Raw genomic sequence first — 14,943 nt, forward strand, 5'->3', positions numbered from 1 at the left:
GTAGGGATTGGATGTTGAAAAAATTTGATTACGTTTTGGCTAGGATTATGGAAGTGATTATGACAGTCAGCTTGCTGCTGACTGTCACTGTCACTTTTATGCAGGTTCTATTCCGCTATGTGCTGAGCACACCGCTACCGTGGGCGCAGGAATTTCTTATGTTGTGCTTTGTCTACAGCATTTTCTCAGGGGCTACTGTTCTTGTCTATAGGAATGAACATTTGACAGTCGACCTTTTCGACAACCTCAAGGAAGGTAGCGACAAACTTTTAAAGGTATTAGAATGTGTTGTTGCTATTACCGTACTCGGGGTTTTTGTCTACTTTGGTATGGAACTTGTCAACCAGAATTTTAAAACTGGACAGACTCTAGGCTTGTTGCCACTGCAGAGGGCTTATCTTTATATGGCGATACCTGTATCTGCCACAGTCATGATCTATTTCTACATAAGGAGGTTCTTTAGCATATGGAGTGGCTAATACTCATAATATTGATGTTTGCACTGATTATCTTGAGAGTTCCGATTGCTTTTGCTTTAGGTATTATTTCGATAATAGGAATTTCTTTGAACGACATCAGCCTCCTCTCCAATGTTCCGAGGAATCTCTTTAGTGGCGTAAATAGTTTCACTCTGGTCGCCGTGCCCTTATTTATATTAGCTGGTGAAATCATGGCGCGGGGAGGAATATCTCAGAGACTCATCAACTTTTCTAAAATTATTGTAGGCCCTATACCTGGCGGATTGGCTCTTGTAGTCATTATAAGCAGCGTATTTTTTGCAGCGCTTACGGGTACTGCGATAGCTGCCGCTGCAGCCATTGGTGGTATGCTTATTCCTACAATGTTGAGGGAAGGGTACGACAAAGGGTTTACAACTTCGCTAATAGCCAGTGCTTCTACAATAGGACCGATCATTCCACCAAGTATTGTCCTTATCCTTTATGGGGTAATGGCAAGTGTATCGATTAGTGATCTCTTCATCGCAGGGATTTTACCTGGCGTTCTCATGGCTCTGGGATTAATGGTCTACAGCATATACATAGGAAAGAAAAACAACTATGTTATCAAGAACAACAAGACGGATATCAAAACGTTTCTTCTCTCCTTCAAAGATGCGATTCTTGCATTACTCATGCCTGTTATTATTATCGGCGGTATTATCTCGGGTATATTCACTGCAACTGAATCCGGAGTAATCGCAGTAGTATATGCACTTCTGATTGGTCTATTCGTGTATAGAGAAATAAAGATAAAAGATATATGGCTTATCTTAAGAAATTCAGCAATGACAACAACAGGAATCATTTTTCTCATTGGTTCTGCTTCCGTTTTCATTTGGTACATCAACTTCGAGAGTATTCCACAGCAGTTGACCAACCTTCTTGGTTTTGCTGCTGACAATCCACTCCTCTTGCTATTGATTATCAACATCGTGCTTCTTATCGCGGGAACTTTTATTGATACAATCAGCGCCGTAACCATTTTCACACCATTGTTCTTGCCGATGGTAGTTAGTGCCGGCGTGGATCCTGTTCATTTCGGAATTCTACTATCAGTCAATTTGACTATAGGAATGGTTACACCACCTCTTGGTGTATGTTTGTTTGTGGTGTCTTCGATCGCAGATCAAAAAGTGCCAGCTATGTTTAAGCATTTGTTTCCGCAAATTGCTATACTACTGGTAGTGTTACTTGTTGTGACTTACTGGCCAGCATTGATTATGATGCCAGTAGAATTTTTCAGTAGTTAGATTAGAGGGATATTTATGGAACAATTTCAAATAGAAGGTATAAAAGCAAAAACTTTAAAAGATATTATTTACAATAATATGAAGGATATTATTCTCAACAATAATTTCCCTTCAGACGATTATATTACCGAGCAGAAACTCGCCAAAATGCTCGACGTTTCTAGAACTCCACTTAGAGAAGCAATGCATGATCTTGTCAATGAAGAATTAATAGAGTTTAAACCTAGAAAAGGCTACAGAGTCCGAAGTTACACTGATAAAGAGGTACAACAGATATTTCTTTTAAGGAAAGTCATAGAGTCAGAGATTATTCAACCGATGTTTAACAATATAGATAACGATGGTATTGAGAAATTGAAAAATATAGTCAAGCGACAAGCAAAACTGGCGGAAGATGAGGACAGCTACAATTTTATGTTGATGGATAAAGAATTTCACCGTCAGATGTTCCTAATCGCCGAATATAACGTGTTCCTGAAATCCTATGATGTATTCCATAACTTGACTATTCTTATTGGCTCACAGGCTATAAGAAAAAAAGGACGCATGGAAGAAGTTATCACAGAACATAATGAAATTATATCCGGACTTCAGAAAAGAGATGAGTCGATTGTGAGAATCGCAATTGATTATCACCTCGAAAGAACCAAAAGCATGTATACAGACGTTAAGAAAAGCAAGGAGAATAATTAGGTGTTGTTGTTTGTTCCATTGCTCTAAAACATCTTAACTCCTAGAAACTTAATTAAAAATGTGCAGAGAATAGTCAATAGATGTACTTCGTGAGAACTTATTAAAAATGGTGTCTTTATCTTCAGCTTTATCGTACTAGCAATTAATCTAGTGCATGGGAAGGGGGGATGTCATATGGTTCGGAACCTAATCAAATGTCAGTATCTATCCAGATTACCAACCGGTAATCTGGCTTTTTTTATATTCTTGCTTTTCTCTGAACACTACCTAGTCGGCGCTTCTCATACCTTGCGCTATACTCAATCACAAGGGTGTACAATACATGTCACTTTAATTGTGCCGTAATGGTGTACAAATATTGGTTCTCTGCTGATATATTTTAGTTAACGGGAAGGAGCAATGATCATATGCAACTGGATGAGAGAAGTGGAAGCATACTTGATGAATTATTGAAGCAACCGGGGGTGACGAGTAAGGAGCTGGAAAAGAAGTACGGTCTTACGCGTCGTCAGTTTGGTTATAGTTTCAATAAGATCAACGAGTTCATCACATCCAAAAACCTCCCGAGCATAGAAAGAAGTAGCCAAGGCAATTTCATCATCAATCAGGCAGTCATCACCAACCTGAAACATGACCACGAAGTGTCTTCTGCTGAAACCAACGTCTACTCAGAACACCAGCGTCAGTACATTATTCTGCTGATGCTGATTGGAAGTCATGAAGCATTGTCGCTCAATCATTTTTCTTTTGATCTTGACGTTAGTCGCAATACGATTTTGAATGATTTCAAGAAAGTGCGGGAAATCGCTTCTGATTATAGCCTCAAGATCAAATATTCAAGAGTCAACGGATATTTTATCGAAGGTGAGGAGTTCCACATTCGCCAGCTACTGTTCAATGTCATTGATACGTTGATTCAGATGAATGGTGGTGAGCGGCGCGTCAAGAGCCTCATCGGCATCGAGGAAGATGAATTGGCCGAAGTCAAATCGCGGATTGAAAATGTTGAATGTGAACTGAGCCTAAAGTTTACAGATGAGAAGTTGCGTACCATGCCTTTCGATTTACTGCTCGTCCTTCGCAGAATACGCGAAGGACAGACAATCGAAGCATTCAAGATCAGTTACAAAGAGATTTCCCATACGAAAGAGTTCGAGGCAGCGGAAGAAATTCTGCACGGTACGGATATTTCTGAGCAGGAGCGTCTGTTCATTACACTGCATCTGTTATCAACGAATGTCTATTGGACAGATCAGCTGACTGAAGAGAGTATTCCGCATCTGAAACAGGCTTTAGAAGATATGCTGCGGATATTTGAGAACACAGCGTGTATCACCCTGCAGGAACGAGAAGAGCTACTCGATAAGCTCTTGATGCATGTCACTCCAGCTTATTATCGGATCAAGTATCACCTGACCGAAACGGCGGATGTGAAAAGTTTTATCGTTCAGGATTATAGGGAACTCTTCCATCTGATCGATCAGTCGACCTCACCACTTGAGAAATTGATTGGGTCGAAGATTCCCGACAATGAAGTTGCCTACCTCACCATGTTGATTGGTGGATGGATGCGGCGTCAGGGTGAGAGTCTCAGGCAGAAGACGAAAGCCATTGTCGTCTGCCCGAAAGGGGTCTCTGTTTCCAGACTGATGTTCATCGAACTTAAGGAATTGTTTCCTGAATTCGTCTTTTTGGACTCATTGTCCGTACGTGAATTCTACGACTACACGCTCGACTTCGATGTTATTTTCTCTCCTGTATTCCTTGAGACGAAGAAAAAGCTTTTCCTTGCAAGTTCCTACCTTAAACAAGAGGAGAAGAATCGCCTGAGAAGACAGGTCATGCTCGAAGTACAGGGGCATACAGTTCATGAAATCAACGTGCATGAAATTCTGAACATCGTCAGAAAGTATTCGGATATCAAAAATGAGAGTCAACTGGCCAAAGATCTGCAGCAGTATATCACCCATGACGACATCGGAAATGATTCACGTCACAAAAGTGTATATGCTTACAACCTGGATGAATTGATTACTTCGCATCGCATTGACCGGGTACCATCGGTCGCGTCATTCGAGGCCGCAGTTCGACACTGTGCTTCTCCACTGGTGGCAAGCGGGGATATCGAACAGCGATACGTTGAAAAAATGGTCGCTCAAAACACCGAAGACAATGCATACATCATCCTCGGGGAAGGTGTCGCAATTCCACACGCTGCACCTGAAGATGGCGTCAATAGCGTTTCAATGAGCCTGCTGAAGATCGATGAAGGCATAGAGTTCGCAGGATCAATGATCTACGTCGTGGTCGTTATTGCGGCTGTGGATAAAGAAATGCATCTGAAAGCACTGCTTCAACTGAAAGACCTGGCACAGTCCAAAAAGGGACGCAAAGCTTTATTTGATGCAGAAACAGATCAGGAAATCTGCAAAGTAATACAAAAACATTCAGTTGAATAGTGATAAGGGAGTTTAGATATGAAGGATATGGTTTTTGATGAGTCCATCATCCTGCTTGATTTGGAAGCGGATTCAAAAGAAGCGGTACTAACAGCGATGGCAAACAATCTTGAACAGAGGGGCCTTATTAAAGATTCCTATTTGCAAGCCGTTATCGAAAGGGAGGAAGAATTTGCGACTGGACTCCCGACAGGTGGCGTGTCTGTTGCGATTCCCCACACTGATGTCGAACACGTTATCAAGAAGACAATTAGTGTGGCAGTTCTTAAGAACCCAGTACCATTCGGGATGATGGGGGATCCGAATGAAACAGTGGATGTCGAGCTCGTGTTCATGCTGGCCATGGACAAATCGGATTCACAGCTCAGCCTGCTTCAGGGACTGATGCAGTTGTTCCGAGATGAAGAAATGCTCAAGTACCTCGTAAGTGAAACGGATAAGACAAAAATGGTTGATGTACTAAAAAACAAACTCAATTTTAAATTCTAAGGAGATAGATAATATGAAAACAGTATTGGTAGCATGTGGAGCAGGTATCGCAACGTCAACAGTGGTCAACAACGCGATTGAAGAATTGGCGAAAGAGAACAATATCAAAGTAGATATCAAGCAAATTAAAATTTCAGAAGTCGGTGCTTATGCAGATTCTGCAGACCTACTTGTCACAACAGCAATGACGCAAAAAGAATATGACTTCCCAGTCATCAATGCGAGAAACTTTTTGACAGGTATCGGCATGGAAGATACGAAAGCGCAGATCTTGGAAGAACTGAAAAAGTAATTGTCTTACTCGATTCCTCTTTAATGAGGGATCGAGCATTATTATAAAACGTCTGGGGGAAACATAATATGCAAGGTTTTGTTGATTTTATACAAGGATTTCTCGCTCTGGGTGCAACGGTCATTCTACCGGTTGCCATCTTCCTACTTGGGCTGTTCTTTGGCCAGAAACCTGGTAAAGCATTCAGGTCAGGTCTGACCATCGGGGTTGCTTTTGTCGGTATCTTCTTGGTCATCGATCTGCTCGTCAATAACTTGGGTCCAGCTGCCCAAGGCATGGTTGAACGTCTTGGTGTTAGCCTGAACGTACTTGATGTCGGTTGGCCGGCAACATCGTCGATCGCCTGGGCGTCCGTTGTAGCACCATTCATCATTCCACTCGGTTTGATTGTCAACGTGGTGATGCTTTTGACGAAGACGACAAAGACGATGAACGTCGATATTTGGAACTTCTGGCACTATACCTTCATGGCAGCAATGATTTATGCAGTTTCCGGAAGCATCATCCAAGGTCTTATCGGCGCAGTGCTCTTCCAGATTGTGGCGCTCAAAGTCGCTGACTGGACAGCACCGATGATGAGCAAGTTCTATGACCTTCCAGGTGTTTCCATCGCGACGGGAAGTACAATCTCCTACGCACCAGGAATCTTCCTGGTCAGAGGATTGCAGAAGATTCCTGGCGTAAAAGACTGGAATGCAGATCCAGAATCCATCCAGAAGAGATTCGGTGTGTTTGGGGAATCCATCTTCATCGGGCTTTTCCTTGGTGCAGTAATTGGGGCGCTAGCAGGATACGGTGTCGGTGAAGTCATCGAAATCGGTATGGCAATGGCGGCGGTCATGGTACTCATGCCACGCATGGTTAAGATACTTATGGAAGGTCTAATGCCTGTATCCGAATCTGCACGTACGTGGTTGAATAAACGATTCGGCGACAGAGATATCTATATTGGACTGGATGCAGCGGTCGCGCTTGGACACCCGGCAGTCATTTCCACTGCGCTGATTCTCGTTCCAATCACTGTAGTAATGGCCGTCATACTTCCAGGTAACGCAGTACTGCCATTTGGCGATTTGGCTACAATTCCGTTCATCGTCGCATTCATTGTTGGAGCAGCAAGAGGAAACATCGTCCACTCTGTCATTGTCGGTACAATCATGATTGCCATTTCCCTGTATGTCGCAACAGATGTTGCACCGATATTCACTGAAATGGCACAGACAGCAAACCTCGATCTTCCAGAGGGATCTGTACAAGTATCCAGCATCGACCAAGGCGGAAACATCGTCAACTGGATCATATTCAAGATTTTCGATCTGTTCAACTGATACATCAATCATTAGGAGGACCATGATATGAAAGCATTGGTAAAGACCGAGCTCGGTTTCGGTAACCTTGAAGTGCAAGAACGAGAAACGGTTGCACCTGGTCCCGATCAAGTCAAGATCAAAGTGAAATATGCAGGCATATGCGGTTCCGATATCCATACTTATGAAGGTCACTACAAAGTCGCGGTGCCGGTCACGCTCGGACATGAGTTCTCAGGAGAAGTGGTTGAAGTCGGAGAAGGCGTCACCGACTTCAAACCGGGCGACCGTGTCACTTCGGAAACGACGTTCTATATATGCGGAGAATGCGAGTACTGTAAGAGTGGGGACTATAATCTGTGCAACTACCGTAAAGGACTTGGGACACAACAGGACGGCGGATTCGCTAACTACTTGATTGCGAGAAAGGAAAGCGTCCATCGCCTGCCGGAACACGTAGACTACCAGTCTGCTGCGATGACTGAGCCATTGGCATGTACTTATCACGCAGTCGAGAAGACTCGAGTGAAAAAAGGCGATGTCGTCATTGTCCTAGGGCCCGGACCGATTGGTTTATTCACAGCACAGGTTGCCAAAAGCCGCGGTGCTGAAGTCGTCATTACCGGATTAAATAACGACAAGGTACGCCTTGATAAAGCGGAAGAACTCGGCATTGATCATGTGGTCAATATACAGGAGCAGGATCTGAAGGCATTCGTCGATGAGCTGACCGGCAGTTATGGCGCAGATGTTGTCTTTGAATGTTCAGGTGCGGTTCCTGCAACACATCAGGGCCTTGATCTGCTGAGGAAGAAAGGGCACTACTGCCAAGTGGGTATCTTTGCAGATTCTAAGATCACTTTCGATATGGAGAAAGTGATTCAGAAGGAAATTCAGGTCGTTGGCAGCAGGAGTCAGAAATCTGCCGACTGGGAACCTTCTCTTGAACTGATGAACAATGGCAGTGTTGATGCGAAAGCGCTGGTCACACACGAGTTTGATATTTCCCAATGGGAAGAAGCATACGACAAAATCAAAAGTGGCGAAGCAATCAAAGTACTACTGACACCAATCGACTAAAATCTTTAAAGATAGGGTGATTTCTTGAATAGAGAACAACTGATCGAGATGATCGACTTTACACTGCTCAGGCCAACAGCGACCAAGGATGATATCACTGACTTCTGCAACACCACTATCGAACACGGATTCAAGACAGTATTCGTAAACCCGTACTACGTCCCGCATGCCTACAGTATGTTAACAGAACATAATATCAAAGTGGGTGTGCCGATTGGATTCTCGCTCGGTGGGGCGACAACAAAAACGAAAGTTGCGGAAACGGAAGAGTCGATTAAAAATGGCGCAGAGGAAATTGATATGCTCATTAACCTTGGGGCTTTGAAATCCGGTGACTTCGATGCAGTGGAATTAGATATTAGAGAAGTGGTCAAAGCGTCCGACGGGCTGACGACCAAAGTCATCATCGAGACGGCTCTATTGACAGAAGACGAGAAGAAAGCTGCATGTAAGATCATTCAGTCAGCAGGAGCTGACTTTGTAAAGACGGCGACTGGTTTCAATGGTGGCGGTGCGACGATGGAAGACGTCAGGTTGCTGCGTTCAATAACGGGTCCCGATTTTGGCGTCAAGGCATCAGGCGGCATCAGAACTTACGAAGATGCGGTCAATATTGTTGGAGCAGGGGCCAATCGCATCGGTACGAGTGGAGCGGTTGCGCTCATCTCCGGGGAGAAGTCATCGGGTGATTACTGATACGAATGATCGAGGGGACATCAAAAACTATTTAAAAGAGGGTTGAATATGGTAGATGTAATGCTTGAATTCATGCTTGGACCAATGCGTAATATTGGTACCTTCTATTTCGAACACCAAGTAATTTTTAATCCAATCATCATTGGTGCAGCACTGATCAGTATGTTTTTTGGTAGAAAAAAGAATACGAACCAAAACGCGAGTGAAGAAAAAGCAGTGAGCTAGGAAAGAGGAATGATGGTGAAGGCACTAAATCTCTATGACACACAGGATTTAAGGTACGAAGATACGCCAGAACCGATGGTGGAGCATTCAGATGATGTCATTATCAAAGTAAAAGCTGCAGGTATCTGCGGATCAGATATTTCCAGATTCGGGAAACTTGGTCCGTACGTTGAAGGGACAACTTTTGGTCATGAATTCGCTGGCGAAGTCGTCAAAGTCGGAACCGGTGTTAAAAACATCAAGGTAGGTGACCGAGTCGCAGGATGTCCTGCGTTCTATTGTAGGCAGTGTGACAGCTGTAAAAAAGGGGAACTTGCGCGATGCGAGCGTCTGCACGTCATGGGTGCCTACCACCCAGGTGCGTTCGCAGAATATGCAAAGCTTCCTGAAGAGAATGTGGTTCCTGTACCGGACACTGTAGACTTTGATACCGCTGCAATGGTGGAACCATCAGCTGTTGTCGCCCACGGCTTCTACAGAACCAGTATCCAGCCTGGTGCCGAAGTGGCGGTCATCGGTTGCGGGAATATCGGTCTGTTGGCCATCCAGTGGGCGCGTATTTTCGGAGCAAAGAAGATCTATGCCATTGATATCGATGATGACAAGCTTAAAACAGCAAGACAAATCGGCGCAGATATCACAATTAATTCCATGGAGCACCCGGCTCACGAGGAAGTGCTGCGTCATACCGACGGCAAAGGTGTCGACCTAGCTGTGGAGAGTGCAGGGTCTCCGGTTACTTCGGCCCATGTACTGGCATTACCGAAGAAGGGTGGAGAAGTGGTCTACCTCGGTATTCCTTATGCAGACATCGAGATAAAACGGTTCTACTTTGAGCGGATTGTCAGAAACGAATTAACAGTCCTCGGTTCATGGAACGCAATATCCGCACCTTTTCCAGGTAAAGAATGGCATGCGTCACTTCATTATATGAGTACCGGCCAGATTGATGTCGAAAAAATTATCTCGCATAGAATTTCACTGAGTGACGGTCCGGAGACATTTAAAAGAATCATCAATAGGGATGAAAGCTTTGGCAAGGTAATGCTTTATCCTGAAAGATAACCATAAAGGCTTTTCACTGGCGGTGCATATAGGACCAGGTGGAAGGTCTTTTTTTGTTATCATATAAGTCAAAAGTAATTCAATATATCTAGGAGGAATCGAGATGCAGTCCATTACTTTGGCGGATGCCTACACAATAGAATCACTAAGAAGCAAAAATTATACTAACGCAGATATCATCGAGACGGTGAAAGAAGGAAGTACGGCCGACTTCAAGTCAGTCAATAAGAATATGGATTATAGTGTGCTGGATGCACTCCATACCTCAGGTGACTTAGAAACGGTGCTTAATGATGGATACCAAGTGAAGTTCATTACAGAGAATGGTTTGAAGAACCTTATCAAAATGAAGTACGGTAAAGAGGACGGCCTCGATTATCTATACGATAATAATCAGGTGACCGGTTTGCAGCTGGATGAAGAGGCGCAACAGGACTTGAAGAACATGCTGTCACAAAACTGGGTATTCAAAGCAGAAGAAAACGGTGTATCCATTACACCTGCGAAGTAGTATTTACGGCTTCCCGCTGTTTCCAATCCATGAGATAGGGTAGCAGTTCAGTATCATGAGGACTGAAAGGGGAATGGATATGATCAAAGCACTCGTGTTCGATGCATACGGCACGCTCTACGATGTACACTCAGTAAAAGCAGCATGTGAATCGGTTTTCCCGGAAAAAGGAGAGCAGATCAGCGCAACATGGCGAGAGAAACAAGTGAAGTACTTCTTCCAGCGCCAACTGATGGGACGATATCATCCATTCGACGAAGTGACACGTGATGCCTTACGGTATGCATGTAAAGCAGAAGGTGTTGATCTTTCGGCGGAAGATGAGGAACGGTTGATGATGGCTTACCTGAACCTTGAACTGTTCGATGAAGTAGGCGATGTGCTTGAAAAATGCAGTGATAAAGAGCGTGTCGTCTTCTCGAATGGTTCGGAGAATATGATCGTTCCACTCGTTGAAAGCTCAGATATTCACGGCTATATCGATAGAATCATCAGTGCTGATGAAATAAAACAGTACAAGCCGAGCCCTGAAGCCTATGCTTACGCATTGGAACAGCTTGAGTTGAAGCGTGACGAAGTGCTTTTCATGTCTTCCAACACGTGGGACATTATGGGAGCAGCAAGCTTCGGCTTCCAGACAGCCTGGATTAATAGAAACAAAGATCATCCAGAGACGTTGGATGTTCAACCCGACCAGGCATACACCGATCTCTATGGAATCTTAGAGAAGTTATAAAGCAGAAGAATCTCTGGTATCTTTAACCTGTGAAATAAATTTAGATGTCAGTTAGTCCTAAGTCGATTTGTACGCGACTTGGGATTTTTTGATATCTGAAAGGCAAGCAGTGATAGAACAGTAATAGTGAAAAACCATATCCTTTTTCACTTCGATATATGTTTACAAGTATATTCCAAAGGTATAGTAACAAAAAGGAAAATAAAGGGGTTTTTTACAAATGTTTAGGTTGATGGCGATATGGCTGATATTTACCGTTTTTATTATTCTCAATACTTTTGGTATCGGACCGGTACAAGAGTCGATGGCGGTGCTCTACATCGGTTGGGCCGCCATGTTGGTAGGGATCATCTTTCTCTTTGTACAACGCAGATATATGCAAAACAAGTACAAGAAAATGATGAATGAACAACAAAATACTATTTTAGATTTAGAGCGCGGTGAGTACTTTTATCAAGCACCACTTGTTACCGTCGATGATCAGCCAATCAAAGTCCATGGAAAAGAAGACATGCACTACAAACTCAGTTTCAACAATTCTTTACAGAAGTGGATGTCGATTGGGGATGTTCTATCTTTGAATGGAATGAAGTTGACCTCCAATGATCATGAGGTCGAAATACTTCCTTCTAAAATGTTTACAATCAGACATAAGTTTAAAGTTTTTCTCGATGGTAATTACATCGGTCGATATGAATTGAAAAAGCTGTTTAAGGATAAAGGCATCAAAGAATACCTCCCCTTGTTTTTCGAGACAGAAAATAAGAATTACGATTTCACGAACAAATATGCTGAGCTAACCTCTAGTATTCAAGATAGTGAAGAAGATACAGTTCTGACAGCGAATCGTAGTTTCTTTGACCTTTCCAGTGATAAGCGTACTTCTCGTAGAGGGGAAAAACACGATATACACATTAAAGATGAAAAAGAGTTCCCGGAGGAAGTGTGGCTCGGGCTATACATTCAAGCAATGAATGTGAAGAATGAAAAGTAGACTGATCATAAAAAGACATCTCACTTGAGATGTCTTTTTATATATGAGAGGAAAAGAACTTCTAAAGGGCCCAAAAGTCGAAGTGTCTAATAATCTAAAAACGACAAGCATTCAGTCTTCTGTGCGTTTTTCTGTACCTTCTTGTTCCTCTTCTTTCTTCTGTTTGTCTTCTTCCATTTGTTCTTCGGCTTTCTCATATCTCTGTCTCTGGCGATAGCCGTATGTGCTGTTTAGTATAACTTCTTTATCTTCAAAAACAGAACCAATCGCACCAATGATTGTCGCAAAAGTAGTAACAGTCCAAGCCATAATTATATAATTAAGCGCGTTGATTTCTCCTGAGCCTGTTAAATCCCCTTGCAGCTTCTCTGCTGGTAACAGAATACTCGTAGTAAATAAGAACATAAAGAATAAAATGACATAATACATTACTACGGTAATCAACAATGTGAAGATGGTAGTTATATTATAAAGTTTCCTGAGATAACTTTCTTTATCGTCTTCTTCATCAGGCTTTCTTTGCCAAAGTCCATGTGCCAAGATAATCCAAGCAATAAGTATAGAAATTGCAATCAACGTAAGAAGGGTCAGTCGTGTGGTACTGTATATTTCGCTCAGTTGAGCAATGGAAGGAAAGATTAGGGCGTAGGCACCCGTCGTGAAAGCCACAACGATAATTTTATAATAGGCAGGGAATATTTCCCAAGGTCGGTTGGCGTACACCATGCCAGAAACGATTCTCAACAAGCCGTTTAGCCTTGATTTGACAGTATACCGCAAATCTATTTCCGATGTACTATCTTCATTTTCATCATATTCTACTACTTGGCGTTTTAAAGGGGAAAGAATTTCAAAGAACCTTTTATTAAAAAGTTGTTTAGAGTTATTATTTTTCAGTACCTTGTAGTTTTCCTCACCTTGGCTGTCTACATAGTTTTGGGCCTGTTCTCTGGAATCATCGGAAGTACCAAAGTATATTTCGCTGATCAATTGGACAGTTGCCTCACAAACACGTTCTCCCATCGGTACTAGACCGAGACCCGGCAGACTAACAAGTCCAACACTGTCATCGCAGACGACTTCGGCGACTATGGGAAGATTGTCTCTGAAGAGAGGAAGATCGGTGAGGGCAATCGCATAATCCCAATCCTGTGATTCTTTCTTGCTTACAGCTTCCTCTATAACCCTGTGTGGCTCGTTGGTTCCTCCAGTGAGAATATCCTCGTTGTATTCAAGTTGCCATTCGAATTCATCGCTAACATTATAACTAAGCATGTCTGGCAACCTCTGTTTTAGACTTTCGCTTAGCTTTTTCAAGTAGCCAGGTGGTGTAATTAATCCTACAATTTTCTTAGTCACATGTACGCTCCTCCCGCATAAAATATAAAAGATGAGGATATATGCACTCCTCATCTTTTATATGCCCGTTTATTAGACTTTTATTCATTTATATGATCAATTGATGCTTTAGCGAGTCCAATGATGACCATATCATCCATCGGTGGATTGTGCAATCCAGCCCGAACATTGCGATAGTACAGTTGCAGATCACTATTTTCAGATAAACTTTTTGCTCCCACAACCCTCATGGCGAGATCCACAACTTCAACCGCCTTATTGACTACTGAAGTTTTTACTGCACCGAGTATACCCCCCATCTCGTTATGGACTTCAATACTGCTTTCGTCCCACTGTCTGGCAACTGAGTAGAGGAAATGCTCGGACTCAAGCAGCAGCAGTTCGATTTGGCCCAATTTTTCCTGCACATTTGGGAGTTCCGATATGGTCCCATCGATACTGTTTGGTGAGTACCGAGTTGCAAACTCAAGCGCGGATTTCTGAGCAGCGCGCGCAATACCTAGGTAGCATGAAGGGATATGCAGTAGCCATCCAGCAGGTGCTCTCTCGCGTGTTCGATAGGACACGAGATCTTCAGCATCTACCCGTACACTATCCATGACAAAATCATGGCTGCCTGTAGCCCGCATGGAAATGGAATCCCAAGTTTCATCGACAGAGACGCCAGGGCGCGTAGTATCCACAATAAAATTACCGACGTCTTCACTGCCTTCTATCGTAGCTGCAACGACAGCGTATTTAAGTATCGGTGCAAGCGTAGCGAAGGTTTTCCTGCCACTTAGAACCCAGCATCCCTCTTCTTTACGCGCCGTCGTTTCAGGTCTCCCCCCTCGGGTTGGGCTCCCCGTTGCGGGTTCGGTCGCCAGATTATTCACCAGTGCGCCGTTATCCACGATATCCTTTACGATACTTCTGTACTTGTCTGCATTCCACGTCTGCTTCTCCCCGACGTCCATGATGATGCCCATATGCCATCCGATGGAAAGCGCAGTGGCGCCGTCGAATTCGGCAATGATCTGCTGATGCTGCATTAATTCTTCTAAAGTGATGCCGCCCCCGCCGTACGCTGTAGGGATGGACAGCTGTGGGTAGCCAATACTTCTCAGTGCTTCAAAGTTTTCAAAAGGGAAGGTACCGTCTCGGTCATGCTGCTTTGATGTCTCCTTGAATCCGCGAGCAACTTCTCTTGTCAGCGACAAACGTGCCTTCTTGTCCAATGACTGTAGTGTCGTCAACTATATGCGCCTCCTAAAACCTATCTTATTAATATGGATTATAGCACTTTCT

16 protein-coding genes are annotated in these 14,943 nt (G+C 43.5%); 14 read left to right on the top strand and 2 right to left on the bottom strand.

Going from position 1 to position 14,943, the window contains the following annotated elements; genetic code table 11:
- The first annotated feature begins 11 nt into the window (after positions 1-11).
- From ACFOJ8_RS01310 to ACFOJ8_RS01375, 14 genes are all read left to right on the top strand, one after another.
- On the top strand, positions 12-479 hold the full coding sequence (locus tag ACFOJ8_RS01310) for a TRAP transporter small permease (RefSeq protein ID WP_380651607.1): 468 nt from the start codon (positions 12-14) through the stop codon (positions 477-479).
- Positions 467-1,750: a TRAP transporter large permease gene (locus ACFOJ8_RS01315; protein WP_380651610.1), complete on the top strand. Its 1,284-nt coding sequence runs from the start codon at positions 467-469 to the stop codon at positions 1,748-1,750. The genes ACFOJ8_RS01310 and ACFOJ8_RS01315 overlap by 13 nt, the downstream gene beginning before the upstream one ends.
- A 15-nt stretch (positions 1,751-1,765) precedes the next feature.
- Complete coding sequence (locus ACFOJ8_RS01320) at positions 1,766-2,443, top strand: GntR family transcriptional regulator (protein WP_380651612.1); 678 nt, start codon at positions 1,766-1,768, stop codon at positions 2,441-2,443.
- 407 nt (positions 2,444-2,850) lie between these two features.
- Positions 2,851-4,902 carry a BglG family transcription antiterminator gene (locus ACFOJ8_RS01325; protein ID WP_380651615.1) on the top strand — a complete coding sequence of 684 codons (2,052 nt, stop codon included), beginning with the start codon at positions 2,851-2,853 and terminating at the stop codon, positions 4,900-4,902.
- Between the two features lie 18 nt (positions 4,903-4,920).
- Positions 4,921-5,391 carry a PTS sugar transporter subunit IIA gene (locus tag ACFOJ8_RS01330; RefSeq protein WP_380651618.1) on the top strand — a complete coding sequence of 157 codons (471 nt, stop codon included), beginning with the start codon at positions 4,921-4,923 and terminating at the stop codon, positions 5,389-5,391.
- Positions 5,392-5,404: 13 nt separating this feature from the next.
- A complete protein-coding gene (locus tag ACFOJ8_RS01335; RefSeq protein ID WP_380651621.1) occupies positions 5,405-5,683 on the top strand; it encodes a PTS sugar transporter subunit IIB in 279 nt (92 codons plus the stop codon).
- Positions 5,684-5,751: 68 nt separating this feature from the next.
- Complete coding sequence (locus ACFOJ8_RS01340) at positions 5,752-7,011, top strand: galactitol-specific PTS transporter subunit IIC (RefSeq protein WP_380651624.1); 1,260 nt, start codon at positions 5,752-5,754, stop codon at positions 7,009-7,011.
- A 27-nt stretch (positions 7,012-7,038) separates the two neighbouring features.
- Entirely contained in the window at positions 7,039-8,070 is a 1,032-nt protein-coding gene (locus tag ACFOJ8_RS01345; protein WP_380651627.1) for a zinc-binding dehydrogenase, read from the top strand.
- Positions 8,071-8,094: 24 nt separating this feature from the next.
- Positions 8,095-8,766 (top strand): deoxyribose-phosphate aldolase, encoded by a 672-nt coding sequence (deoC, locus tag ACFOJ8_RS01350; RefSeq protein WP_380651630.1) that lies wholly within the window; start codon positions 8,095-8,097, stop codon positions 8,764-8,766.
- A 48-nt stretch (positions 8,767-8,814) separates the two neighbouring features.
- Complete coding sequence (locus ACFOJ8_RS01355; protein WP_380651632.1) at positions 8,815-8,991, top strand: hypothetical protein; 177 nt, start codon at positions 8,815-8,817, stop codon at positions 8,989-8,991.
- Positions 8,992-9,006: 15 nt separating this feature from the next.
- Entirely contained in the window at positions 9,007-10,056 is a 1,050-nt protein-coding gene (locus tag ACFOJ8_RS01360) for a galactitol-1-phosphate 5-dehydrogenase (RefSeq protein WP_380651635.1), read from the top strand.
- 103 nt (positions 10,057-10,159) lie between these two features.
- Entirely contained in the window at positions 10,160-10,567 is a 408-nt protein-coding gene (locus tag ACFOJ8_RS01365; RefSeq protein WP_380651638.1) for a hypothetical protein, read from the top strand.
- Between the two features lie 79 nt (positions 10,568-10,646).
- Complete coding sequence (locus tag ACFOJ8_RS01370; RefSeq protein ID WP_380656966.1) at positions 10,647-11,303, top strand: haloacid dehalogenase type II; 657 nt, start codon at positions 10,647-10,649, stop codon at positions 11,301-11,303.
- A 220-nt stretch (positions 11,304-11,523) separates the two neighbouring features.
- Positions 11,524-12,297 (top strand): hypothetical protein, encoded by a 774-nt coding sequence (locus ACFOJ8_RS01375; RefSeq protein ID WP_380651640.1) that lies wholly within the window; start codon positions 11,524-11,526, stop codon positions 12,295-12,297.
- Between the two features lie 111 nt (positions 12,298-12,408).
- Here the strand turns inward: ACFOJ8_RS01375 and ACFOJ8_RS01380 are convergent, their stop codons facing one another.
- Positions 12,409-13,656 carry a hypothetical protein gene (locus tag ACFOJ8_RS01380; protein WP_380651643.1) on the bottom strand — a complete coding sequence of 416 codons (1,248 nt, stop codon included), beginning with the start codon at positions 13,654-13,656 and terminating at the stop codon, positions 12,409-12,411.
- An 80-nt stretch (positions 13,657-13,736) separates the two neighbouring features.
- Entirely contained in the window at positions 13,737-14,891 is a 1,155-nt protein-coding gene (locus ACFOJ8_RS01385) for an acyl-CoA dehydrogenase family protein (protein WP_380651646.1), read from the bottom strand.
- Between the last annotated feature and the right edge of the window lie 52 nt (positions 14,892-14,943).

Source organism: Salinicoccus sesuvii (genome assembly GCF_042648145.1).
Taxonomy (GTDB): Bacteria; Bacillota; Bacilli; order Staphylococcales; family Salinicoccaceae; genus Salinicoccus; species Salinicoccus sesuvii.

Coding starts and splice junctions, on each gene's coding strand:
- ACFOJ8_RS01310 (WP_380651607.1), top strand. CDS start 12: ATGTTGAAAAAATTTGATTACGTTTTGGCTAGGATTATGGAAGTGATT.
- ACFOJ8_RS01345 (WP_380651627.1), top strand. CDS start 7,039: ATGAAAGCATTGGTAAAGACCGAGCTCGGTTTCGGTAACCTTGAAGTG.
- ACFOJ8_RS01330 (WP_380651618.1), top strand. CDS start 4,921: ATGAAGGATATGGTTTTTGATGAGTCCATCATCCTGCTTGATTTGGAA.
- ACFOJ8_RS01340 (WP_380651624.1), top strand. CDS start 5,752: ATGCAAGGTTTTGTTGATTTTATACAAGGATTTCTCGCTCTGGGTGCA.
- ACFOJ8_RS01365 (WP_380651638.1), top strand. CDS start 10,160: ATGCAGTCCATTACTTTGGCGGATGCCTACACAATAGAATCACTAAGA.
- ACFOJ8_RS01370 (WP_380656966.1), top strand. CDS start 10,647: ATGATCAAAGCACTCGTGTTCGATGCATACGGCACGCTCTACGATGTA.
- ACFOJ8_RS01320 (WP_380651612.1), top strand. CDS start 1,766: ATGGAACAATTTCAAATAGAAGGTATAAAAGCAAAAACTTTAAAAGAT.
- ACFOJ8_RS01375 (WP_380651640.1), top strand. CDS start 11,524: ATGTTTAGGTTGATGGCGATATGGCTGATATTTACCGTTTTTATTATT.
- ACFOJ8_RS01325 (WP_380651615.1), top strand. CDS start 2,851: ATGCAACTGGATGAGAGAAGTGGAAGCATACTTGATGAATTATTGAAG.
- ACFOJ8_RS01315 (WP_380651610.1), top strand. CDS start 467: ATGGAGTGGCTAATACTCATAATATTGATGTTTGCACTGATTATCTTG.
- ACFOJ8_RS01335 (WP_380651621.1), top strand. CDS start 5,405: ATGAAAACAGTATTGGTAGCATGTGGAGCAGGTATCGCAACGTCAACA.
- ACFOJ8_RS01355 (WP_380651632.1), top strand. CDS start 8,815: ATGGTAGATGTAATGCTTGAATTCATGCTTGGACCAATGCGTAATATT.